The organism is Chitinophaga horti (assembly GCF_022867795.2).
GTDB lineage: Bacteria > Bacteroidota > Bacteroidia > Chitinophagales > Chitinophagaceae > Chitinophaga > Chitinophaga horti.
The window spans coordinates 4,931,164-4,952,485 of the sequence record NZ_CP107006.1; the positions used below are offsets into that span (position 1 = coordinate 4,931,164).

Below are 21,322 nucleotides of genomic sequence, written 5' to 3' on the forward strand. Positions count from 1 at the left end.
CGCTCCCATTGCGCCGCCGCCCAGATCAAATCACATTATGACACCTGCACCCGGTTGCCTACCCATACAAAACGCCTTAACACAAACTCGGGGTTCGTGAAACTCGCGTTGCCAGCGGGATTGCCGCCCGTTACATGAAAATCGGAGAACGCCGCGTGCTGGTTCACCCAAATAAACCCGGTAAAGTTGAACGATACGGGGGTGAACACGCTGTTCATCTCCTCCGCGATCTCCGCCTGCACGGCGGGATCTGTAGTGTAGGCCGCGCAAGTGATGGCGCCGTGTTTGCGGGCCATCTCCCGGGCAAGCCGAATGCTTTCCGCCGTATCTTTCGTACGCACCAGCAGGATGATCGGCCCGAACAGTTCGCGGCCGTAAACCTCCTGTGCATCGGCGGTAGTTTCGAGAATAGTCGGTGAGCAGGTGCGGGCTTTCGCAAACTCTTCATTTGTTACAGGCGCCCCACCCAGTAACACTTCCGCGCCCAGCGAACGTGCATCCAGCGCGCGATTGAAGGTAACGTCGCTTTGCAGCGCACCCAGGGTACCTGCACCCATCTTAGGATTGGAAACGAGGGCAGCAACTGCATCACGCACTTTGTTAGCTACTTCGTCGTATATGCGTTCAGGTATGAAAAAGTTTTGCGGCGCCGTACACATCTGGCCGGAGTAAAGGCTTACTGAGAAGGCCAGGTTTTGCGCCACGGCATCCATATCCTTCGCCGAATCGATGATCACGGAGTTAACGCCGGCCTTTTCGGTAAACACGGTTTTACCGGGCAGCTGCTCTACATAATTACCAAATGCAGAACCGCCGGTGTAATCGATCAGCGCCACGTCCGGATGCTCGCAAAGGGCCTTTGTATTCAAATGTTCGCTGGTATCGGCTGCCAGCTGGCACAACAGCGGATCCTGCCCATTCGCTTTCAATACTTGCTGAATGGCCGCCACCACGATCGCAATCGGCAGTACGGCCCTCGGATGCGGCTTTACCAGTACGGGATTGCCGGTAACGAGGTCGGCATAAATGCCGGGCAACGAGTTCCATACAGGGAAGGTGGAACAGCCAATCACAAGGCCCACGCCTTTCGGGATGGCCTTAAATTGTTTGTCCAGCACAATGCTCGACTTACCCATCGGCTTTTCCCAGGTAAGCTGCTCCGGGTAACGTTGCAGCTCGCGATATCCCATCGCAATGGCTTCCAGCGCGCGATCGTTTGCGTGCGGACCACTCGCCTGAAAGCTCATCATAAAGCTTTGGCCGGTCGTGTGCATAGTCGCATAGGCGATCTCGAAAAAATGTTGTTTGATGGCTTCGAGCGACTCCGTAAGGATAGCGGCACGTTCTGTAACAGGCAGCTTCGCCCAGGCCTTTGCGGCAGACTGCGCCGCCATTACCAGTGCATCCGGCGGAATGATCGGATAACTGATGGCCAGCGGCTCCATGGTGTAAGGCGACACTTCCTCACCCTGCCAGTTGTCAGTATCCTGCAACAGGCGGTCAAAGGGACGGCCTAACATGGCTTTAAAGGCCACTTCGCCCGACTGGGGCGCCTCTTCTCCGTAGGCCTTGGGATGCTCGGGGTATTGCGCGTAAAAGGTGCGGTCATGGCTGGCTTTTACCGCGTTGTCTAACATGTTTTGGTGTTTTGCAAAAAGCATATTCATTCGTGGATTTTATAGTAATGCGGGTATAACAACTAAGTTAGGCAATAAATGCAAGTAAAACACAACAGCCGGGTGTTACCCCGGCTGCTGCTATATCAAACATTCCCAGATCTTTATTTGCCCATTCCGAGCTTGCTGGCATCGGTATAAAATTCGTCGCCGCGCAGCTTTAACGGATTGTTACGTTGGTATTGCGCAAACGCGTCGTACTCTTGTTTATGGCTGCTGGTCCAGGCTTTGTAATCCGACTGGTTGCTTACCGGGCCGAATATCCATTGGTTATAGGCCTCAAACAGTCCTTCCCGCAGCAGTTTACGCTGGAAGTCGAACAGGGCGTACGGGTATTTCAGGCTGTAAAAGTTATACCAGTCCAGCAGAAAACGGGTACGTAACATTACCAGACCTTCCGGCTCAATGCCCGTCATCACCACACTTACGTGTTTGGCCATGGTTTTACGAAATGCCGTCGCAAAATCCAGGTCGCTTTTTTCGTCTTTTTTCTTGCTGGATTTAGACGGAACATCTTCCGGGATGTTGTTAAAGATCGCCGGATCGTCGAATAGTTTTTTATACGAATCCACCAACAGGTTACGCACTTCGGCGGTACGGGTGGTGTAACTTTCGAGGTTCACGAAGGTTTCGCCGTAAAGGATGGTCCAGGTAGGATCTTTAGCGTAGTAGAGGGAAGTGGCGGCGTGATAATAGTTACCGGGAAAGTTAGGGTCCATTTCAATTCCCTTTACCCAATGTTTAATCGCCATGTCCACATTCTTCAGGTTCATGAGCAGCTCGCCAAAATCGTTGTACAACTCGCCGCTTTTCGGAAACTTCTTCAATCCTTTCTTATAAATCTTTTCTGCCCCGCCAAAGTCGCCGCGCGCCTGGTAAATATTACCGGCGATCTGGTATACCTGTGCATCCGCATCTTTCTTATCCAATAAGGGATCCACTATGCCCTTGCCGCGATTAAAATCGTTGCGCAGGTAATAGGCGAAGGCCAGGTCTTTACGCAAAGCGTAGTTGTCCGGCTCCTGTTGAATGGCCTGGTTCAATACAAGTACCGCATTGGCGTAGTCGCCGCTGCGCATGAAATTCCTGGCGGTATTATGCAGTTCTGTCGCGTCCTGGGCGCTTGCCTGCGTAAAGGGAAGCGCGCCGGCGATGATCAATATCCATATTCTTACTGCCTTTTGCCACTGCATGTGCTAATAACGTTTTGGTAAAATTAACTAAAAAAATACAGGTGGGATAGGACGGTAACGGCGGAAAAGCAAACGCTTCCCCGCCGTTAAGATAGGAATTTATCTGTTTCAGATGGTATGTGTAAGCAGACCGTCTCTCAGTTTAGGTTCAAACCAGGTACTTTTAGGCGGCATTACGTTACCGCTGTCGGCGATATCGAACAGTTGCTGGATGGTTACCGGGTACAAGGCAAAGGCTGCCGCCATTTCGCCGCTGTCTACCCTTTTCACCAGTTCCTCCAACCCGCGGATGCCGCCTACGAAGTCAATCCGTTTGTCGGTGCGGGGGTCTTTGATGCCGAGCAGTTTATCCAGCACATTATTTTGAAGGATCGTCACATCCAGGATGCCGATCGGGTCGGTCGTATAGGTACCTTCCCGCGCTACCAGCCGGTACCAGGTTTTATCCAGGTACATGCTGAACTCGTGCAACATCGATGGCTTTTGGGGATGATGCCCCACTTCTTCCACTAGAAAATCATACTCCAGCTGCGAGATCAGTTGTTCTTTGCTGAGGCCATTCAGGTCTTTCACCAGGCGGTTGTAGTCTAATATCGCGAGCTGACTGGCCGGGAAGATGGTGGTCAGAAAATGATCGCCGATACCTTTTGCTTTATGCACCAACGCCGCTGATGCCGCCCGATGGTGACCGTCGGCGATGTAGGTATGGGGCACTTTCTCCGCGAAAAGGCGGGTAATATCGTTCACAGCAGTAGCGTCGTCCACCACCCAAATGGTGTGTGTGATGCCGTCTGCCGCGGTAAAGTCGTAAACGGGATCGTGCTGGTTTACCCAATGGTCTACCAGCGCATTCACCTCGGGCACGTCCTGGTACGCCAGGAACACGTTACCCGTCTGCGCGCGGGTAGCCGTGATGTGGTCAATGCGGTCCTTCTCCTTTTCGGGGCGGGTAAACTCGTGCTTTTTAATGATGCCGTTATCGTAATCCGCTATGGATGACACGCACACCAACCCTGTTTGGGCGCGGCCGTCCATTACAAGCCTGTAAATGTAGTAGCAGGGCGCCGGGTCCTGGAACAACGTACCATCGTTTTGCAGGCGCTGCAGGTTTTCGGCAGCCTTTTCATAAACCACCGGGCTGTGTACATCGGTGGCCTCCGGCAAATCGATTTCTGATTTAGAAACATGGTAAAACGAACGGGTATTGCCGGCCGCCTCATTTCCGGCCTCGCTTGAACTAAGCACGTCGTAGGGGCGCGACGCAACATCTTTTGCCAGTGACGGCTGGGGGCGCAAAGCGCGGAATGGTTTAATTACTGCCATATTTTGTCGTTTCTGGTGAAGTGCTATAAAAATAACATAAATGATGCCCGCTTGCTTTTAAAAAGTTGGGAACCAGCAACATTTCTCTCTTCAGCCCCCGTTGTGTCACTCTCTTGTACGGCAGTTTCGCTTATCGGCAGCAGCTTCCCCTTTCCGTCATGGCGAACAAAGTGAAGCCATCTTGGTGTGCGGTCTTCGTACAAGTAGTTCATGGCTGCCGACCTATTGCCGCGAAGACTAACGCGGAGGTTCGCTTCCTTTCAGTCGCGATGACGGTGGAGCGATAAGGTGAGGCCGGCCGTGCCGCCAGGCATCCGGGCATCATCCCCTAAAGAACCCTGTACTATCCTTCGAGGATAGTTCGTTCATCCTTCGTTCATCCTTCGTATATGGTTCGTATATGGTTCGTATAAATACGAACAATGAACGAAGGATAAGCGAAGGATATGCGAAGGACATACGAAGGATGCATAAAGGATCTCGCAACGATCTACGAAGGATGCATGTAAAAAACAAACCCTGTCCGCAGCCGAAGCCGCGGACAGGGTAATTTTATATGGATCAGGTGGTTATATCGCGCGCTCCCACTCGAGGTATTCCAGCTCGCCGGTCCAGAAGCTGCCATCGTCCATTGCGCGTTTGTCGGTTTTGCGTAACCAGGTTTTCAGCTTTTGCAGCTCGGCGTCGGTGTAGCGGCGGCCGCCGTTTTCGGCAGCCATAAAATCCTGGTAGTGCATAAGGCAGCGGGCGAAATGTAAGATGGAGGCGTTAATGAACACGCGCTCGAAGCTTTGATCGTGATCCAGGTAAACGATCTCGTTCTTTTTGGCCAGGTCGATGCACACCGGTGCACCCGAACCGTTGGTACCGATCATCAGGTAGTTGTCCAACTCCTTTTCACTGGTACCCAATACTTCATTTACGGTGGAAATGCGCTTGTCGACAAACTTTTCGAAGGCCAGGCAAGGCTGGCAATCCGCCGGCAAACCACAATCGGTAAGAAAGTGAACAGTCTCGGCCGACAAACCCGGACGGGCAAGCTCGGCGTCGCTGAAGGCATGGATGGTCTCTGTATAGGATTTCCAAAGGTTTTTGCTCAATTGCATAGGTACGGTCACATTAAACTTAACCTAAATATAATAATTAATTAACAACTAACATCATTATAGTCCGGCGAAGCAGAGCAATCCATTAAGAATCAATGAGAAAAATTTTAAGGCCCTATTCTACCCCTCTCGCTGTCATTTTTAGCGTATACAATGATTCACTGGCGGTTATCACCAAAATATCACGCTTTTTGCCACCGAAGCAAACGTTGCCCACCCAGCGGGAGGGCACGGGAATGTTCATCAGTTTTTGTCCGTCCCGGTTGAAAACGGTAACGCCATTGCCGGCGAGGTACAGGTTGCCTGCCTTGTCGAGCGTCATGCCGTCGGTGGAATTGCTGGCGAACAGGGTTTTATCCGCCAGTTTACCTTTGCCGGCAATGCGGTAGCGGTATATTTTACCGGCGCGAATGTCGGACACGTATAACCATTTACCGTCGGGAGTGCCTACCAGTCCGTTCGGCTGTTGCAGGGTATCGAGTGGGATGGCTTGTTTTTGGCCTTTGGGCAGGTAATACACCATTTGAGCGCCCAGCTCGGGCGACTTACGGGTCCAGTAGTCGCGCTGGTAGTAAGGATCGCTGAAGTAAATACCGCCGCTGGCATCTATCCACAAGTCGTTCGGGCCATTGTGTTTTTTTCCGGCGTAATCGCTCATCAGCACCGTCACTTTTTTGCCCGGGGTAATAGACCATAACTCATTATGTTCGTCGGAGCAGGATACAAGGTTTCCCTTCTTATCGAAATAGAGCCCGTTGGCGCGGCCGGTCTTTTCCATAAAGAGCGACAACTGCCCGTCCGTACCGTATTTCCAGATCTGATCGTTGGGCTGGTCTGTAAAAAACACTTCTCCTTTCCGGTTAACGGCCGGCCCTTCGGTGAATTTAAACCGGGAAGATACTTTTTGCAGCACTGCGCCCGGTGCTACGAGGGAAGTGGTGTCTTGTGCGGACAGGCGGCCCGTCCACCCCAATATCAACAACAAACAGCAAACGTGGAATTGGCTCATCGACATCATGGTAAGCATTTCCGGAAAGATAGTAAAAGAACATGTTTACTACAATGCCTGCACCATCTTCTGCCCCTGCTTGCGAAATACCGTAGGACTGGCGCCCGCCTGCTTACGGAAAAACTTGTTCAGGTGGCTTTCATCCGTAAAGCCAAGTTCGTCCGCTATTTCCACGATGCGCATGTCACTGTGTAAAAGCCTTGCCTGTATGAGCTTTACGCGATAGTTTGTAATGTATTGCTGCATCGTCTCGCTGGTATGTTTCTTAAAATACCTGCCGAGGTAATTGTCTGATATGCCGAAATGTTTGCTCACGGCTTCTGCACGAATCTTTTCAGGATAATAAATATTGTTCTGGATATAGTTCAGAATATCGAGCGCTTTTTCGTCGGTGTTGGCTGTCACCTGTCGCGGCATATAACGGGCAATGTTGCGGGCTACGATCACGATAAGTGTATTCACGAGTTGCCGTACGACTTCTTTATTGTAAAGGTCCGGCTGCTGCTGTTCGCGTGCAATAGCGGCTACGATGGCCTGCACCAGCAACTTGTCGGTTTGATGTTTTAGTATGCAACCCGGTTCATGATTGGCATTTTGCAAAATATACTCGAGGCGTTGAATGTCGTCCGCGCCGAATGCGCCGGACTTGAGATAGATATCGTTGAAGCGCAGGAAGAAGAATTCCGTCGTCATTTCCACATCAAAAGAGTGACAATCGTCGGGGATGAGCAGCATCATGTGCCCCGGCCGGTACGAAAACCTGTTCTTGTTCACACACTGCACACCCGTACCCGAAATCACGTACACCAGCTCAAAAAACAGGTGCTGATGGCCGCCTTTGGGGCATTCATCTACCGTTTTATACACCACCTCAAAAGGCTCATAAATACTTTCGCGCTTCATACACTAAATGTAATAAACTTATGCTTTGCTAAAATGACACTTTTTCAAATATCCGTTGCACCTGTCTTATTTCGTCAGCTGGCGTACGCCACCGGCGATAGGCCGTGCTTTGATACCGGTATTTCGTAATTTGCGGCCAGCTATGGAACAATACCGATTATCGAAACAAGGCATTCGTACACTTACCGGCAAAAGCCTGCGAAAGTCGCTGGTGATTACCCTGTTCGCTCTTTCCGCGTTGATCGTCATGGGGCCGCTGAACGTAACTACCGGTGCGCTTACGGTTACGCCTATGTGGTATGTGGTGCCTGTACTATTTGGTTTAATGCTGTACGGCATGTTGCGGAATGACAGGCGGCTGCGCGAAGTGCTGCAACAATACACGATTTCACTTACGGGACAGTCCATTACCCGTGAGCAGGGACGCATGCCCGCACTGGAAATACCGCTATCAGACATCACGGCCATTTACCAAAAGCCGGACGGGCTATTGATCGTGGCGGGCCGCACCACGGCAGATCTGATTGTGTTAATGCCGGAGCTGGAAAACTTTGGAGAACTGGAAGCGAAGATGAAGGCGATACGTTCTTTTTCCACCGTAGAGAAAGACAACCTGCTGCAGCGTTACCCAATACAAGTAGTGCTGGCAGCATTGACGGTTATCATTACTTTTTATCTTTCTCAAAACAAAGTGGTACAGTACGTTGCGGGAATCCCTTTGATAGCTGCTGCAGCCTGGGGGATCTGGCAGTTATTTAAAGCGCGTAATACACAACATGCCTTACGCCGCTCAGGCTGGGCATTAATGGTTATACTGCTTTGCCTGATTTTTTCTATACTACTGCGGCTGGTGCGATAATCTCGTCCGGCAGCACGCTCGCCTCAAAGCCATGGTCCTGTAACAGGGAGATCAGCGGCTGCGGAGGAATGTGTGCCGAGGCGCACTTCACACGCAGGATGCGATCGCAATCTTCCAGGTCGAAGTTGGCCGTGTAATGGGCATACCGGGCATGAATGCATCCCAGCAGCATGGCAGCCTGTACTTCATCGTGCACATTGGTTTTAAAAACTTCTACCATAATCATCAATTTGCTGGTTGCAGGTTATTCACGGGGTAACAGTGGTACAAACTTACGGTGAAGATCCGACATGTAAAATGGTCGTATACGACAATCAACGGGGGCAATTCTGACAGAGGGCTGTCTCAAAAGTAATACACCCGTTCTTATTCGGGTACCTGACGGAACGATTTTTCGTTTACGCGATTCATGACCATCCAACTACTTTTGATACAGCCCCTTGCGTTTAAACAGCTATCAATTCTTTGTTATACTTGTTACGATACGCGAGCGGCGACAACCCGGTTATCTTCCGGAAAGTGGTGCGAAACGCCTTTACGTCGGAATAGCCTACATCATACATAATCTCGTTAATATTCTTACGACTGGTTTCAAAGCTCTTTTTCGCAGCTTCTATCTTTACCCGCTGGATATATTCCGTTACCGTGTTACAGGTGGCCTTCTTAAACCGTCGCTCAAAACTGCGGCGGCCAATCGCAAGCATATCTGCCAGGTGATCTACCGTAATACGTTCTTCAAAGTTTTTCTCAATATATTCCTGCGCCTTTTTTACTTCCTCATCATCATGTGCCTTTTGTCCTTCAAACATGATAAACGGCGACTGACTGTTACGATCGATGTCTATCATGAAAGCTTTGGATGCCAGGATCGCCATTTCGCGGCCCGCATACTTTTCCACCAGGTACATCAGCAGGTTCAGGTATGAATAAGCGCCGCCGCTGGTGTATATACCATCTTCAGCTGTCATAATCTTATCATCTACCAATACTACATCCGGGAACATCGCACGAAACTCGTTGGCGAGCTTCCAGTGGGTAGCGCATTGTTTACCATTTACCAGTCCTGTGGAGGCCAGGAAGAAGGCCCCTACGCAAAAGCTGGCGATTTCCGCACCACCGCGGTACTGGTCGATTATCCAGGGAACAAATTCCTGGTTTTGCTCCAGCGCCTGTTGCAGCTCGCCGTGCATGGCGGGAATGACGACCAGGTCCGTTTTCTTGATGTCGCTGATGAGTACATCGGGGTGAATCACGTACAGCCCGTTACGTTGGCTTTCCTCGGGCGCCAGGCCCACCAGTTGTACCTTGAACAGGGGTTCTCTGCCCATTGCTTTCATAAAACCGTTTACTTCACCAAATATCTGGTGCGTTCCGTCGATGTTGGGGAGACTGCAATGGCCGCGTGGAATGATGATGGAGATATGTTTCATATCCTAAAAATAGAAAAAATATTTGTCGCAAACACCGCCTCTTATTGGCGCATACGCACCCCGGCCCGCAAGCCCTGCCAACGTACATTTGTATGGGATGTGAACTTAAAAAACGATGTATGAGAAGGATCATTTACCAGGCCACCGTGTCGCTGGACGGCTTTTTTGAGGGGCCCGGGCACGAGCTGGACTGGCATATTGTGGACGAGCAATTTAACAAGTGTGCGGTACAGTTGCTGAATAGCGTTGACACGCTCATTTTCGGCCGCGTGACCTACGAGCTGATGGCAGGCTACTGGCCTACCTGGCACTCACAGCACAGCGACGCTACGGTAGCGCACAAAATGAATAACCTGCAGAAGCTCGTGTTTTCGAACAGCCTGCAAAGCGTGGATTGGAAAAACGCAGTACTCGTGCGTGAGTCTGCGGCGGAGATATTACAGCGACTTAAAAGCCTGCCCGGTGGCGACATGGCTATACTTGGCAGCTCCCAACTGGCCGCCAGCCTTCTTTCCCATCACCTGATAGATGAATTTCGCCTGACCTTATCCCCGGTGGTGCTGGGTAAAGGCAACACTTTGTTCAATGGCCTCCTCGAACAGTACAAGCTCACGCTTACCCGGGCACGTATGTTCCGTTCTGGCAATGTCTTGCTTACTTACCGGCCGGCTGACAAACCCCACCAGTTAACGCTCAGGTATTCGGCGGCAGCACGCCGGAACGCCTAGTTCACCCGAACATCCGCCGGGTTATCCCGATCTTCCAGCGTGATGAGCAGGTCCTGCACCATTTGGGCGCCTAAATTTACCAGTTGCTTTCGGGCCCAGGGCTCCAGTTTACGCAGTGCACGTTCAACCGCAATACGGTTCTGCATCGTAGCAGCCATCTCCCCATCCCGCACCGCGTCAATGGATATGGTGTAGTGGTGCCTGCGGTCTTCCCGCTCCAGTACCCGGCGCAACAAACGCAGCTCGGTTAGCAGGGCATGAAAATAATTATCTTGTAACTGAAGGGTGATGGGATCCTTTGCGGCCAGATTGGACATGTTGATGCCCACTTTCGTATCTTCGAGGTTATGCATAAGCACTTGATAATAATCTGAGTAGATGGGCTAAATGGAGGCGATGCAATGATAAGATAATTTCCGCCAGGATCATTAAAAACGAGGGCAGTTAACAAACGCACAACACAGGAGGCGTTAACGCTACAGTATGCTTTGGCATACTATTCGTGTCATGGAATCTAAACGCTAATCTTATGAACAATTTCTGGAGAGCCCTTATTGCAGGTTATGGCGCTAAAAAATTAGGCGGCGGTTGCTTCGGCACCATCATCGTTTTTGTGATCATATACATGGCGCTTGGCCACTGCAACTGATCTACCCTACTTTTTCGAAAGGATAATGCCCCTTGATGTGCCTGTTAAGGAATCGACCCTTAGAGGTAGCCCTGCGCATGGACTCATAGACCCCGGGCGGCACATCGTGGTAATCGTACACCATTCCCGACACATAAACGACTCTAAGTGTAAGTGATGCGGGATCATATTTCATGGATGCAATGACTGTAGACGGCATGACCATATATTTTCCGGGATAGGTACCCGAAAAATAATGCCAGCTACTTCCTCGGCAATTGCGACAGCAGTGCAGCAGCAGCGCCGTCTACAGCCGATGCGCCATAACCTGTTACCAGTACGCCACGTTTACCGTCTTTGGTTTCCAGTGCGTACACGGCTGCTTCGTCGGAAGGGTCGCTGTTGCCCTCATAACGAAATACATCTACGATGGCGATGTCATTGATATCGATTTTGCTGTTGCCGTTCACAATACAGGCGTCCTCGATGTTAAAATCAATGGTAAAGCCCTGCTGCCGGAGGGCGTTGATAGCATTTACCACGGTATCATAATGTAACGGTTGTTCCATAAGACTTCATCTTTTTATTGCACGAAATTAACGCCGGCAGTGGCATAAATGTTTAAAATCTTTTGGATCAAACCACTATTCTGTTGGTGAAATGCTCACTGCCTGCAACAAAAAAGGCCGCCTGAACATGCAGTGTTGGCGCCCCTTTTACATTTATAAATCCTGATGAAAGTACTGCTGAAAACAGGTTGCGACGCTGACAAAACGATCGCAACCTGGTCCTTTTTTTATATGGAGTGGTTATAGTTTAATAGAGATGACTTACATTTGTTACTCAAAGTTACTAACGAGAGTAATAAAAAGTAACTATCAACCTAAAAAACTGGTAACCTGCTGGTAACTAATGGCTATGACAAACGACACCTTTAAAATGGATAAATGCCCGATGACCCGTACTATGGCCATCCTGGGCTCGAAATGGAAACCGGTTATCATTTACACCGTGAACAAAAAACACTTGCGTTTCGGCCAACTGGCTGCGCAAATGCCGCTCATCTCCCGAAAGGTACTTACTGACCAGCTGAAAGAGTTAGAAGAAGACGGCATCCTGCTGCGCGAAGCCTATAACGAACTGCCGCCGCGGGTAGAGTATTCGCTTACCGAGAAAGGACTCGCCCTGCTGCCCATCCTCCAGCAGATGTGTGAATGGAACAGGCAGTTTGAAAAACACGGAGAAGAATGTACGGCACGTTAAGGCTTATACGGGATCTTCACCAGTATTTCGATCGACCGCTCCTGCGCTGCGGTAATATCGAACGTACCGCCATGCAAACGGGCTACATAAGCCATCAGGTAACTAATGCCTTGCTCAGGCGATGAACTGGCCAGGGAAAACTTCTCCTGGTCGCCGGTTTTAATAGAAGAAGAAACGAAGTGATTGACGGATGCGGCGGTATACTCGCCTTTTATCTCGAAATAAGTATCCTCAAAATTGAATGTGAGTACCGGCTCCTGCCCGGACGCCGCATTTTTTTCCATGCGGAAAAGAATGTTTAACACCAGCTGTTTCAACAATGCTTCGTCCACCAGCATATCGGCCGGTTCGCGGTTTACATTAAACACAACATCTACGTTAAACAGCGCCTGGTAACGCTCATCGAGGAAAAGACCTTTCAGCAGGCGAACAATGCCTCCTGGTACCTTTCTCGGGTTCAGCGAATTATTGAGGATGTGCTGAATGATCTTTACGTTTTGCAACTGGTACTCCAGTTCCACCACCTGCATTTTGATAGCACCGGCCTGCCGGTTAATCTTCTCTGAAGCTGGCAAACGTTCCTTACCGGTATTGTCCGCATACAACTCGATCAGTTCAACGCTGGACAAAATACTACTCAGTATAGACCTTAATTCGTGGAATACATCTTCAATAAGTCGTTTGTTATTATCAGGAAGATGAAGCCCCCCCATGGTAGATTTCATTTATATGCCCCTTGTTTCTGTTAAACAAAATATGGTTAGGTCCCCGCCGTGCGGGATAGAATGCGCTTTAACACTAATCTAATCAAAATTGCGCATTTTATTTTTGACGTTCCTTACTCAAAACAGTATAATTCTAACCTAATTTGGGGGGATATCTACTTTTTGTTACTTATAACAGGTGGTTCTTCAGTCCACTGGCAGCCAACAGCGCCGACACAGCGGCATCCCGCGGAGAAGATAATACATCCACATGCCGCTGGTGATGAATATCAGTACCAACAAAAGTTACCAGCTTTTCCTCCAGCAATTGCGTAGCTACTTTCTGAATCGATCTGCCATAGTGGCCTTTCAGCGACAACAGGTTTACCTGCAGGTGAATGCCTGTCTCATGTAATTCGCGGTATACATCGAAGTCGTCATGCAGGTACCGGAAACGCTCCGGATGGGCCAGTATGGGCTCGTAGCCGGCCATCTTCAGGTTGAAAAATATCTCGCGGTAGTTGAATGGCATCGATACGAACGAGAATTCGGTCAGCAGGTATTTATTACTGATCTTCAACAGCGGTTCCCCGTCTGCCAGCAAGCCTTCGAAGTAATCGTCCAGCATGTATTCTGCAGCAGCTTCGAGTTCCACCTTTATACCCTCCTGCTCCAGCCGTGCGCGCAGTTTATCGAGCGCGGGCAGAATAGTATCTGCGTGATTATGATACAGGCCGGATATGATATGTGGGGTAGTAACGATTTTCGTATAGCCGGCATCGCTAAGCTGGCGAACGAGCGCCACGGCTTCGTCCAGGGTTTGCACCCCATCGTCCAGACCAGCCAGCAGATGAGAGTGCATATCGGTTTTAATCAGATCAGAAAGCATTTTTTTCGCCTTTAATAGTGTTGGCCACAGTGAGGAAAATAATTTTCAGGTCGAGATACACTGACCAGTTTTCCATGTACCAGATGTCATATTCTACGCGCCTGCGTAATTGTAAATTGTCGGTAATTTCCCCACGGTAGCCGTTTACCTGCGCCCAGCCGGTGATGCCAGGTTTCAGGAAGTGACGCACCATGTATTGTTGTATAATGGCAGAATATTCTTCGGTATGCCTTAACATGTGCGGGCGTGGACCAACGATAGACATATCACCCAGCAACACATTGATAAACTGCGGCATTTCATCGAGGTTCGTTTTACGCAGGATCCGGCCGATCTTCGTAAACCGGCTGTCATTGCGGGTCGCCTGTTTACTGTTTGCCTCGTTGTTTACCCGCATGCTTCGCAGTTTCAGGCATTTAAATTCCCGGTTGTTACGACCTGTACGGTTCTGCATGAAAAACACCGGTCCGCGGGACTCCAGCTTGATCAGCAACGCCAGGATCGGGATCAGCCAGCTGAGGATGAAGATGCATACGAACGAACTGAATACAATATCGAATAAACGCTTGCGAATACGGTTGGCGATGTCGTCCAGCGGCTCGGAGCGGAGCGATATAATCGGGATGTTGTTATAATAATCCACGTAAATCTGCCGGTTCACAAACATCTTAAAGTCAGGAACAAAACGGAAGTGGATAAAATGCTGCTCCGCTTCATATGCCAGCTGATACAAGTATGGAAACTGCTCGGGCGACAAAGTGGAATAGATCTCGCGGATGTTATTGTCCTTTGCGTAAGGCACACAGTCTTCCAAACCGCCTATCACTGGGTAATAAGAAAGTTCCTGTACGTTTCCTTCTTCCTCAAAATACCCCTCGAACTTGATATTACTTTTACCCTCAATCAGGTTATTGGCGAGACGTTTCGACATTTCATTGTACCCGAGTATCACCATCTTCTTCTCGACCCCTTTCCTGTTAATGATGTGATTCGTTACAAAAAAGAAGAGCAAACGATCTACAACAACCGCTACCATAAACAGTCCCAGGTACATCATCACAAAAAACCGGGAGTAGAGGTAGTGGGAGATAAAGATGAAGAACATGAGTACCATGAAGTACAGCACCAGGGCCTTCAGCGTTTTGCGCGCCATTTTTTCATACGAAAGCTGGGCATTAGTGGTGTATACACCTGTAGTAAACAAAGCAATGATCCAACCCGCATTCGATACGAGCAGGAAAGCTTCAGCACCTTCGTGCAAAGCGAGGTCGTATTGGCGCAGCCCGAAGCCAGCCATAAAAAAGATGGCATTCAGCCAAATGAAATCCAGCACAATGATCTGGATAATGGAGATTTTGAGATAACGGTCCAACATATACTTATTGTTGACAATTCACAACTGTTTCTTCGTATCGCGCCATTACACGGCGGATAGAAAGATGTTCCTCTGCGTACGCTCTTGCATTTTGCCTGATCTGCTCATGGCTTTCCCGCAGGGCGCGGCGTACACCTTCTGTAAGCGCCTGCGGGTTTTCGGCATCTACCAGCAGACCCATATCGTATTTCTTTACGAGGGTATGCAGGCCAGAGCCTTCGTTGGCGGTGATGAGGGACAGGCCGCCCACCGCCAGTATTGTCGTCAGTTTAGAAGGCATTACCAGGTCGCTGGCATTTGCCTTTTGTATCACCAGGTGCAGATCGGCCATGTTAAGAAACTGGTTAAACGTTTCAAATGGCTGAAGGGGGAAGAACAATACGTTAGTCAATCCTCTCTGCTGCACCATTTGCTGTAACTTCTCCTTGTAGGGTCCGGAACCGCACAGTACAAACTTTACTTCCTTTAATACAGCTGCCGTTTCCAGTATGCTTTCGAGCCCTTGCTTTTCGCCCATGGCGCCGGAATACAACACCACCTTATCCTCTGGCTGAAAACCGTATGCCCGTTTCAGTTCGCCTCTCTCTTCGATGGGATGGAACAGGTCGATGTCGGCCCAGTTAGGGAAGTACACCACGTCTTTATTCACCTTTTCAGCGATGCGGCTGATCATGCCATCGGAAATACTGCTCACATAATCTGCCTGCTTCAGGATGTATTTTTCTACACCCAGCAGGGTATTGATCATCTTTTTCGACTTGATCATATTCAGATCGCGGGCGGCCTCGATCTGCAAATCCTGGATGTGGTAGTGGAAGCGTGCGCGGCGCAGCTTCTTGTAAAGCACGCCCAGCAAACCCAGGTGGAAGGCGGGCACCACGGAAATTACCACATCGTATTTTTTACCCGGCAGCAACTGCATCAACTTAAAAAAAGCGGATACCGCAAAGGAAAAATCGAGCATCATACGCTTTTTGCCTGACGGTTGCCCGGGTACGTATTGCGGACAGCGATACACCTTAAGTCTGCCACCGTTACCTGAATCGTCCACATTTACCAGCTCTTTTTTGTACCAGGACTTACCACGATCATATGGCTCCTGCACCTTCCATTGCGGGTAGTACGGGTAGGAGGTGATTACTGTACAGTCATAGCCGCTGCGGGCCAGCCAGGTCATCATCTCCCCATTATATTTACCGATGCCCGTAGGCTCGGGTGAAAAGTTGCCTCCAATGAGCAATAGTCTCTTTTTCATCTGCTTCGTTTTAGCCTTTCATCGTACGTGTTCTTACAAAGGCTGCGGGGTTACCCGCGTAAATGCTCCATGGTTCTAAATCCTTGCTGGCAATAGATCCTACGGTGAGTATCGCATGTGAGCGAACCGTAACACCCGGGCACACCACCGATTTAGCTCCCACCCAGGCGCCGTCTTCCAGCGTAATTTTACCAAGGCGGTAAGGAAAGTCGAACTTCGTGTAGTCGTGGTTGCCTGTAAGCAACAATGCCTCCTGCGAAATGCATACGTTGTCGCCGATATACACATCTTCCAGGTTATCGATCCACACCGACTCGCCGATCCAGCAGTGTTTACCAATGACGAGCCGCCATGGGTTTTTAATACGGACTTTCGTTTTGATCACCAGGCCTTCGCCCACCTTAGCCCCGAAGAGCTTTAGCAGGAAGGATTTGAACTTGTAAGGCCATGGCAATGCGCTATTAAAAATGCCGTAGTTGATAAAATACCAGGCCAACACCTTCCATTTGGGGCCAGCTTTATAGGTCCCCGTATTGAAGGCGGAAAGATCTGTCGCAGCCGGGGTTGCCGGGCGCGCTATTTTATCGTATGTGGCAGTAGCTGTTTGCATATTTATCTCTTATAAAGCAATATTGTAATCCTGCTTCAGCAGTTCGACTACCTTTTCGCGACGTTTATCACCTGCCAGTTTCACTTCAAATTCTTTCACGTTCACGTCAACGAGCAAACGGTACCAATAGCCCTGCATAAAGTGGAACACAAAGCCGTGGTAGCCATCCAGGAAGCCGAATCGTAGTACGTAACGGTACATAAAGTACAGAAATGCGCGACCGCCCGGAGGGATAGTTGCGTACACCTTTTCCTTCAGAAAACGTTTCCGTTTTGCCTGCGAAGTTTCGCTCTGCAGCAGGCGCGAATCGTTTTCAATAAAGCGGTATTTCACGTTTAACAAGTCCACCATCTCGCGGATGGCGTAGTTGTTATGTTTGTTCACCCACCAGTGGATGGAGTTAAGGTTATAATCTACCAGGTGCTCGCGGAACATCATGGTATCACCGTCGGACAATACGATATGCTCATCCATCCAGCGCTGCTCTATAGCACCTTTACCATTGCGCCAGATGCGCAGCAGCGTGTGCGGATAAAAGCCGCCGTAACGAATCCACTTACCTTTGAACAGCACCTTACGGCGGATGTAAATGCCGGTGATATTGTCCGGTATGGTCGCTTCGTTAATTTCCCTGATCAGTTCCGGCTCCAGGTATTCGTCTGCATCCATGCGCATTACCCACGGTGCCGTGATACCACAATTATCCAACCCCCACTGGAACTGTTTTGCGTAGCTCACCCAGGGATTGTGAAACACTTTGGCACCGAACCGCTGCGCGATCTCCAGGGTATCGTCTTTGGAACCGGCATCCACGATGTAGATCTCGTCAGTGATCAGGCGCAGACTTTCCAGGCAGCGACCGATGTGCTTCGATTCATTAAGCGTAAGAATGATTACTGCCGGTTTCATACTGCTTGTTTATTGGTACTGTTACGGTACATATTGATATAATCTTCCGCCAGGCGCGCTTCGTCGAAATCATACCGGATAATACCGGCAGAAGCATCCGAAATACGGCGGCGTTCTGTATGATCGTTGTACACCTGCGTAAGGTTCTTTCTCACTTCCTCCACGTCGATGCTGGTTACCCAACCAAGTTTTTTCTCATTCACATACTTGGAAAGGCCTACGTTGTTGCTCACCAGCACGGGCGTTCCCACCGCCAGCGATTCGATCACCACGATGGCGAAATTTTCGTTGTGAGAGGTTAATGCGAACAGGTCGGACTCCGCGAGGAAAACGTATTTCTCTTCATTGTTCTTCCATCCTACCCACTCTACATTTGCTTCCATTTTATTTTGCTGGATAATCTGTTTGAGCGATTCAACATAATCATCCTCACCAGCCCCCGCAATGCGCAGCTTGTAAGGAAATTTTACGCCTGCCAGCGCGTGCAGCAAAATATCCAGCCCCTTTTTGGGATCAACCCGGGAAAGAAAACTGATGTTAAACACCTCGTTCTCGCGGCGGCTGTATTGCTTTTCAGGCAGTGCAACGAGGTTATGTATAAGGTCGGCCTTCCAGTCGCCATGTATGCGCAGGCTTTCCTCATGCTCCATGGGTGAGGAGATATGCAGGTGGGTTTTGCCCAGTAACTTCTTTCCTACGGACTGATGCAGCAGCCGTTTTTTGAGGCTGTTCTTGCTGGTAAATACCCAGTCGCACAGCATGCCATGTGGTGACAATACCGGCTTAATGCCACGCAGGTTACAGATCCAGGAGGCACCAAGAATCAAAAAGTTCCACCAGGAGTGGATGTGTACGGCATCGTATTGCGAAGCCGTGGCCCAGGTGTGCTTCCACAGGGCTGGCGACACGTGAGTATGATCTTTCGTGATACGTTTAAAGTAAACTACGCTTACACCATCTACATTCACCGGTTCACCCACAGGCACTTCCAGCTCCGTTTTGCCGTTGGCGGTAGTCGTGTAAACGGTCACCTCATGCCCGATCCGCACCAGTCGTTCCGCCAGGCGCGCAATCGTCACTACGGGACCACCGTAGATGTATGCAGGCTTGTAAGACGGAACTATGAATAATATCTTCATTTTTATCTGTTTAAAACTTCGTGCCTTTGTAAGTCATTTTTTTATAGATGCCACCTACATTCACCAGCTTTGCGTAAAACTCATACACCGGCCACAAGGCACCGGAGCGTTTCAGGTCCAACTCCTGCATCACACGACCATGCTCTACGATCATTTTGTCCGTTACAGACACAGAGAATGATGCACCGTGCAGGCGATACTCTCCCAACGGTTTCGGGATGTAAGCCTTTTTCACAGATGGGTTCAGGCAGATGGTGAGCAGGAACTTAGAATCAGCTACGTATTTCAGCGAACTGTCGAAACCACCTGTTTTCAGGTACATGTCACGGGTCCAGAAGGAGCTTTGCTGCGCGAAAGGCACCCGGCAAATCTCCTTGATCGCTTTGTGCCCAAAGTTTACGCCCTTATACATAAAAATCACATCACCTTGTTCATTGATGTAATTCACGTCACCAAATACGAGGTCACATTTCTCTGTTTCAAACTTCTGCACGACCATCTCCAGCGTATACGGCAGCAGGCGGTCGTCGGAGTTAATGTAACACATGTAATCGCCAGTCGCCTGTTCACAGCCTTTACGCAGAGCATCGTACATCCCTTTATCTTTTTCGGAGATGAGGATGTGCGGCTTCATTTTATGGGCCTTCACTACCTCCAGCGTATTGTCGGTAGACGCGCCGTCCACCACAATCAACTGGATGTTTTTATAACTCTGGTTATAGATACTGTCCAGCGTTTCGGCGATGTATAATGCGCCGTTGTATACCGGAACGATGATGGATACTGTTTTTGACATACTCACTGGTTTCTGAATTTTTTAATGACCGCCGGGTTTCCTGCTACGATCGCATATTCCGGAACGTCTTTTGTCACAACGGCGCCGGCTGCTAAAATGGAATGTGCGCCTACGTTGATGCCGGGCAGAATAATCACCCGCGTACCAATCCACACGTCATCACCAATCACAACTGGCTTACGCACTGTTGCGCCCTGTTCGCGCATCGGGATATCGGTACGCGCAAAGTTGTGCCCACCGGAAAGGATCGTTACTTCCGGACCGAACATTACGTCGTTACCAATTACGGTGTCGTTACCGATCCAGCAGTTTTCATTGATGCCTACATAATCGCCTACTTCTACCTTTGCGCCGCTGCCGAAACGTACGTTGCGGCTGATCTTCATCTCCTTTCCGCTGCGCAAAAAAATCTTACGCGCCAGGAAGCTGCGGAAGGGTTGTGCGATCACACCCAGGGGGCGTGGCGGGTCAGGCAGCCAGTTGGCGAGGCTGTAATAGAGATACAGGCAAACAGCCCGTCCCAGCGAAATTTTGCTGCGCTTCATGAAGAACAGCGGATTGTCGCGGTACACTTTAACACGACCGGTCTTGTCACGCTTTTCTTCAAACAGTGGTTCGGCGATCATAAACTTCTTTATTAAGTGATAATTTTACTTCTTCTGCTTTTTCATACATCCGGCTAAATACACGCTCAATAGTTTCATCGTCAGATAAACTATAATTGTGGATGCTTCCGAGTTGCTGCACCAGCTGGTCTCTTACCACCTTCTTTACCAGGAACTCCACGTTCACCATATCCGCAGTGAGGTTCTTTACCCAACTGTTTACTTTGGATTTTCGATACAGCTTGATGTGCGTCGTGTCTGTCTGCACCTGTCCGATCGAGTGCAGCCAGTCCATCCATTTAAATTCGGAAACACCGCTACCTTCTGTGTAAGGTGTGGTTAACACAAAGCGGCTCCAGGGTACACGCAGGATGTCGGCGATGATAGCGCCATGCATTGCTTCGGTAATAACAAACTCGGAAGCGGCAATTTCTTTCAACGTTTCTGCTATTCCATTTTCTGCGGAAGGCGAAATGTAATGGTAGCCGAGCTTGTTACAAATCGCCTGCCAGTTAAAGAATTCCAGCGATTTAAAATAGGGGATCACACTTACTTTATATTTCTTCGGTGTGTTCACATACTCGCTGTAATCTTCCATCAGACCCAGCGCGTACGCAGCGTCTGCTATATAGTCGTGTTGATTATTAAAGTAGCTGGCAGAGAAAGGGCCTCTTAAAAACTTAACATCCCAGGAGGGATCAAATTTAAATGCCTGGTAAGCCGGGCGCACGCCTGTTCCAAAAACGATCTTACGTTTCTGTCCAAGATCTTTAAAGAGTGGGGAATCTTTACACAAAATAGATCCGATGCCTACAAATGCATCCCCGTTTGCCTGCGCAGCCCCAAAGAATTTAGGCCACAGCCAGGCATTGAGGTCGTCCCCAAAATTCCCTTTCGCATCTTTATAATAAATGTAGTTCAT

At 49.6% G+C, this 21,322-nt stretch carries 24 protein-coding genes; 3 read left to right on the forward strand and 21 right to left on the reverse strand.

The genetic code is table 11. The features are described 5' to 3' along the window. Positions 1-35 precede the first annotated feature (35 nt). From paaN to MKQ68_RS19835, 6 genes are all read right to left on the reverse strand, one after another. A complete protein-coding gene (paaN, locus tag MKQ68_RS19810) occupies positions 36-1,637 on the reverse strand; it encodes a phenylacetic acid degradation protein PaaN (protein WP_264280613.1) in 1,602 nt (533 codons plus the stop codon). 143 nt (positions 1,638-1,780) lie between these two features. Then, positions 1,781-2,869: a tetratricopeptide repeat protein gene (locus MKQ68_RS19815; RefSeq protein ID WP_264280614.1), complete on the reverse strand. Its 1,089-nt coding sequence runs from the start codon at positions 2,867-2,869 to the stop codon at positions 1,781-1,783. A gap of 108 nt (positions 2,870-2,977) precedes the next feature. Further along, a complete protein-coding gene (locus tag MKQ68_RS19820) occupies positions 2,978-4,192 on the reverse strand; it encodes a DUF1015 domain-containing protein (RefSeq protein ID WP_264280615.1) in 1,215 nt (404 codons plus the stop codon). Between the two features lie 569 nt (positions 4,193-4,761). Continuing rightward, the gene (locus MKQ68_RS19825) at positions 4,762-5,298 is read right to left on the reverse strand and encodes an SUKH-4 family immunity protein (protein WP_264280616.1); all 537 of its coding nucleotides are present in this window, start codon (positions 5,296-5,298) and stop codon (positions 4,762-4,764) included. A 115-nt stretch (positions 5,299-5,413) separates the two neighbouring features. After that, complete coding sequence (locus tag MKQ68_RS19830) at positions 5,414-6,307, reverse strand: SMP-30/gluconolactonase/LRE family protein (protein ID WP_244842567.1); 894 nt, start codon at positions 6,305-6,307, stop codon at positions 5,414-5,416. Between the two features lie 48 nt (positions 6,308-6,355). Beyond that, complete coding sequence (locus MKQ68_RS19835; protein ID WP_264280617.1) at positions 6,356-7,210, reverse strand: AraC family transcriptional regulator; 855 nt, start codon at positions 7,208-7,210, stop codon at positions 6,356-6,358. Positions 7,211-7,352: 142 nt separating this feature from the next. Here MKQ68_RS19835 and MKQ68_RS19840 point away from each other — a divergent pair, with 142 nt between their 5' ends. Next, positions 7,353-8,069, forward strand: coding sequence for a hypothetical protein (locus MKQ68_RS19840; protein ID WP_264280618.1), 717 nt, complete (start codon positions 7,353-7,355; stop codon positions 8,067-8,069). Here MKQ68_RS19840 and MKQ68_RS19845 read toward each other — a convergent pair. Both MKQ68_RS19845 and MKQ68_RS19850 read right to left on the reverse strand, forming a co-directional pair. Beyond that, on the reverse strand, positions 8,044-8,289 hold the full coding sequence (locus tag MKQ68_RS19845; protein WP_264280619.1) for a hypothetical protein: 246 nt from the start codon (positions 8,287-8,289) through the stop codon (positions 8,044-8,046). The two genes, MKQ68_RS19840 and MKQ68_RS19845, sit on opposite strands and share 26 nt — an antisense overlap. A gap of 226 nt (positions 8,290-8,515) precedes the next feature. Then, a complete protein-coding gene (locus tag MKQ68_RS19850; RefSeq protein ID WP_264280620.1) occupies positions 8,516-9,499 on the reverse strand; it encodes a GlxA family transcriptional regulator in 984 nt (327 codons plus the stop codon). A 119-nt stretch (positions 9,500-9,618) separates the two neighbouring features. Here MKQ68_RS19850 and MKQ68_RS19855 point away from each other — a divergent pair, with 119 nt between their 5' ends. Further along, positions 9,619-10,227, forward strand: coding sequence for a dihydrofolate reductase family protein (locus MKQ68_RS19855; protein ID WP_264280621.1), 609 nt, complete (start codon positions 9,619-9,621; stop codon positions 10,225-10,227). Here MKQ68_RS19855 and MKQ68_RS19860 read toward each other — a convergent pair. From MKQ68_RS19860 to MKQ68_RS19870, 3 genes are all read right to left on the reverse strand, one after another. Then, positions 10,224-10,580 carry a hypothetical protein gene (locus MKQ68_RS19860; RefSeq protein ID WP_244842576.1) on the reverse strand — a complete coding sequence of 119 codons (357 nt, stop codon included), beginning with the start codon at positions 10,578-10,580 and terminating at the stop codon, positions 10,224-10,226. The genes MKQ68_RS19855 and MKQ68_RS19860 overlap by 4 nt on opposite strands. Positions 10,581-10,877: 297 nt before the next feature. Beyond that, a complete protein-coding gene (locus MKQ68_RS19865; protein ID WP_349773792.1) occupies positions 10,878-11,081 on the reverse strand; it encodes a KTSC domain-containing protein in 204 nt (67 codons plus the stop codon). Positions 11,082-11,118: 37 nt separating this feature from the next. Next, on the reverse strand, positions 11,119-11,424 hold the full coding sequence (locus tag MKQ68_RS19870; protein WP_244842578.1) for a hypothetical protein: 306 nt from the start codon (positions 11,422-11,424) through the stop codon (positions 11,119-11,121). A 349-nt stretch (positions 11,425-11,773) separates the two neighbouring features. Between MKQ68_RS19870 and MKQ68_RS19875 the strand changes: the two genes are divergently transcribed. Continuing rightward, positions 11,774-12,118: a winged helix-turn-helix transcriptional regulator gene (locus MKQ68_RS19875; protein WP_244842579.1), complete on the forward strand. Its 345-nt coding sequence runs from the start codon at positions 11,774-11,776 to the stop codon at positions 12,116-12,118. Here the strand turns inward: MKQ68_RS19875 and MKQ68_RS19880 are convergent. From MKQ68_RS19880 to MKQ68_RS19925, 10 genes are all read right to left on the reverse strand, one after another. After that, positions 12,115-12,843 carry a hypothetical protein gene (locus MKQ68_RS19880; protein WP_264280622.1) on the reverse strand — a complete coding sequence of 243 codons (729 nt, stop codon included), beginning with the start codon at positions 12,841-12,843 and terminating at the stop codon, positions 12,115-12,117. The two genes, MKQ68_RS19875 and MKQ68_RS19880, sit on opposite strands and share 4 nt — an antisense overlap. A 169-nt stretch (positions 12,844-13,012) precedes the next feature. Further along, positions 13,013-13,684 carry a tyrosine-protein phosphatase gene (locus tag MKQ68_RS19885; RefSeq protein ID WP_244842581.1) on the reverse strand — a complete coding sequence of 224 codons (672 nt, stop codon included), beginning with the start codon at positions 13,682-13,684 and terminating at the stop codon, positions 13,013-13,015. 16 nt (positions 13,685-13,700) lie between these two features. Beyond that, positions 13,701-15,086: an undecaprenyl-phosphate glucose phosphotransferase gene (locus MKQ68_RS19890; RefSeq protein WP_264280623.1), complete on the reverse strand. Its 1,386-nt coding sequence runs from the start codon at positions 15,084-15,086 to the stop codon at positions 13,701-13,703. Positions 15,087-15,090: 4 nt separating this feature from the next. After that, on the reverse strand, positions 15,091-16,341 hold the full coding sequence (locus MKQ68_RS19895) for a WcaI family glycosyltransferase (RefSeq protein WP_264280624.1): 1,251 nt from the start codon (positions 16,339-16,341) through the stop codon (positions 15,091-15,093). Between the two features lie 10 nt (positions 16,342-16,351). Further along, the gene (locus MKQ68_RS19900; RefSeq protein WP_244842586.1) at positions 16,352-16,951 is read right to left on the reverse strand and encodes a WcaF family extracellular polysaccharide biosynthesis acetyltransferase; all 600 of its coding nucleotides are present in this window, start codon (positions 16,949-16,951) and stop codon (positions 16,352-16,354) included. A 9-nt stretch (positions 16,952-16,960) separates the two neighbouring features. Then, complete coding sequence (locus MKQ68_RS19905; RefSeq protein WP_264280625.1) at positions 16,961-17,860, reverse strand: glycosyltransferase family 2 protein; 900 nt, start codon at positions 17,858-17,860, stop codon at positions 16,961-16,963. After that, positions 17,857-18,999, reverse strand: coding sequence for an XrtY-associated glycosyltransferase XYAG1 (locus tag MKQ68_RS19910; RefSeq protein ID WP_264280626.1), 1,143 nt, complete (start codon positions 18,997-18,999; stop codon positions 17,857-17,859). Before MKQ68_RS19910 ends, MKQ68_RS19905 begins: the two co-directional genes overlap by 4 nt. Positions 19,000-19,009: 10 nt before the next feature. Next, positions 19,010-19,795 carry a glycosyltransferase family 2 protein gene (locus MKQ68_RS19915; protein WP_264280627.1) on the reverse strand — a complete coding sequence of 262 codons (786 nt, stop codon included), beginning with the start codon at positions 19,793-19,795 and terminating at the stop codon, positions 19,010-19,012. Positions 19,796-19,797: 2 nt separating this feature from the next. Next, complete coding sequence (locus tag MKQ68_RS19920; protein WP_264280628.1) at positions 19,798-20,421, reverse strand: acyltransferase; 624 nt, start codon at positions 20,419-20,421, stop codon at positions 19,798-19,800. Next, a complete protein-coding gene (locus tag MKQ68_RS19925) occupies positions 20,399-21,322 on the reverse strand; it encodes a polysaccharide pyruvyl transferase family protein (protein ID WP_264280629.1) in 924 nt (307 codons plus the stop codon). Before MKQ68_RS19925 ends, MKQ68_RS19920 begins: the two co-directional genes overlap by 23 nt.

What these genes read in the sequence shown, in the direction of transcription:
- paaN (WP_264280613.1), bottom strand. Translation starts at nt 1,637, where the DNA reads ATGTTAGACAACGCGGTAAAAGCCAGCCATGACCGCACCTTTTACGCG.
- MKQ68_RS19815 (WP_264280614.1), bottom strand. Translation starts at nt 2,869, where the DNA reads ATGCAGTGGCAAAAGGCAGTAAGAATATGGATATTGATCATCGCCGGC.
- MKQ68_RS19820 (WP_264280615.1), bottom strand. Translation starts at nt 4,192, where the DNA reads ATGGCAGTAATTAAACCATTCCGCGCTTTGCGCCCCCAGCCGTCACTG.
- MKQ68_RS19825 (WP_264280616.1), bottom strand. Translation starts at nt 5,298, where the DNA reads ATGCAATTGAGCAAAAACCTTTGGAAATCCTATACAGAGACCATCCAT.
- MKQ68_RS19830 (WP_244842567.1), bottom strand. Translation starts at nt 6,307, where the DNA reads ATGAGCCAATTCCACGTTTGCTGTTTGTTGTTGATATTGGGGTGGACG.
- MKQ68_RS19835 (WP_264280617.1), bottom strand. Translation starts at nt 7,210, where the DNA reads ATGAAGCGCGAAAGTATTTATGAGCCTTTTGAGGTGGTGTATAAAACG.
- MKQ68_RS19840 (WP_264280618.1), top strand. Translation starts at nt 7,353, where the DNA reads ATGGAACAATACCGATTATCGAAACAAGGCATTCGTACACTTACCGGC.
- MKQ68_RS19845 (WP_264280619.1), bottom strand. Translation starts at nt 8,289, where the DNA reads ATGGTAGAAGTTTTTAAAACCAATGTGCACGATGAAGTACAGGCTGCC.
- MKQ68_RS19850 (WP_264280620.1), bottom strand. Translation starts at nt 9,499, where the DNA reads ATGAAACATATCTCCATCATCATTCCACGCGGCCATTGCAGTCTCCCC.
- MKQ68_RS19855 (WP_264280621.1), top strand. Translation starts at nt 9,619, where the DNA reads ATGAGAAGGATCATTTACCAGGCCACCGTGTCGCTGGACGGCTTTTTT.
- MKQ68_RS19860 (WP_244842576.1), bottom strand. Translation starts at nt 10,580, where the DNA reads ATGCATAACCTCGAAGATACGAAAGTGGGCATCAACATGTCCAATCTG.
- MKQ68_RS19865 (WP_349773792.1), bottom strand. Translation starts at nt 11,081, where the DNA reads ATGGTCATGCCGTCTACAGTCATTGCATCCATGAAATATGATCCCGCA.
- MKQ68_RS19870 (WP_244842578.1), bottom strand. Translation starts at nt 11,424, where the DNA reads ATGGAACAACCGTTACATTATGATACCGTGGTAAATGCTATCAACGCC.
- MKQ68_RS19875 (WP_244842579.1), top strand. Translation starts at nt 11,774, where the DNA reads ATGACAAACGACACCTTTAAAATGGATAAATGCCCGATGACCCGTACT.
- MKQ68_RS19880 (WP_264280622.1), bottom strand. Translation starts at nt 12,843, where the DNA reads ATGAAATCTACCATGGGGGGGCTTCATCTTCCTGATAATAACAAACGA.
- MKQ68_RS19885 (WP_244842581.1), bottom strand. Translation starts at nt 13,684, where the DNA reads ATGCACTCTCATCTGCTGGCTGGTCTGGACGATGGGGTGCAAACCCTG.
- MKQ68_RS19890 (WP_264280623.1), bottom strand. Translation starts at nt 15,086, where the DNA reads ATGTTGGACCGTTATCTCAAAATCTCCATTATCCAGATCATTGTGCTG.
- MKQ68_RS19895 (WP_264280624.1), bottom strand. Translation starts at nt 16,341, where the DNA reads ATGAAAAAGAGACTATTGCTCATTGGAGGCAACTTTTCACCCGAGCCT.
- MKQ68_RS19900 (WP_244842586.1), bottom strand. Translation starts at nt 16,951, where the DNA reads ATGCAAACAGCTACTGCCACATACGATAAAATAGCGCGCCCGGCAACC.
- MKQ68_RS19905 (WP_264280625.1), bottom strand. Translation starts at nt 17,860, where the DNA reads ATGAAACCGGCAGTAATCATTCTTACGCTTAATGAATCGAAGCACATC.
- MKQ68_RS19910 (WP_264280626.1), bottom strand. Translation starts at nt 18,999, where the DNA reads ATGAAGATATTATTCATAGTTCCGTCTTACAAGCCTGCATACATCTAC.
- MKQ68_RS19915 (WP_264280627.1), bottom strand. Translation starts at nt 19,795, where the DNA reads ATGTCAAAAACAGTATCCATCATCGTTCCGGTATACAACGGCGCATTA.
- MKQ68_RS19920 (WP_264280628.1), bottom strand. Translation starts at nt 20,421, where the DNA reads ATGATCGCCGAACCACTGTTTGAAGAAAAGCGTGACAAGACCGGTCGT.
- MKQ68_RS19925 (WP_264280629.1), bottom strand. Translation starts at nt 21,322, where the DNA reads ATGAACTACATTTATTATAAAGATGCGAAAGGGAATTTTGGGGACGAC.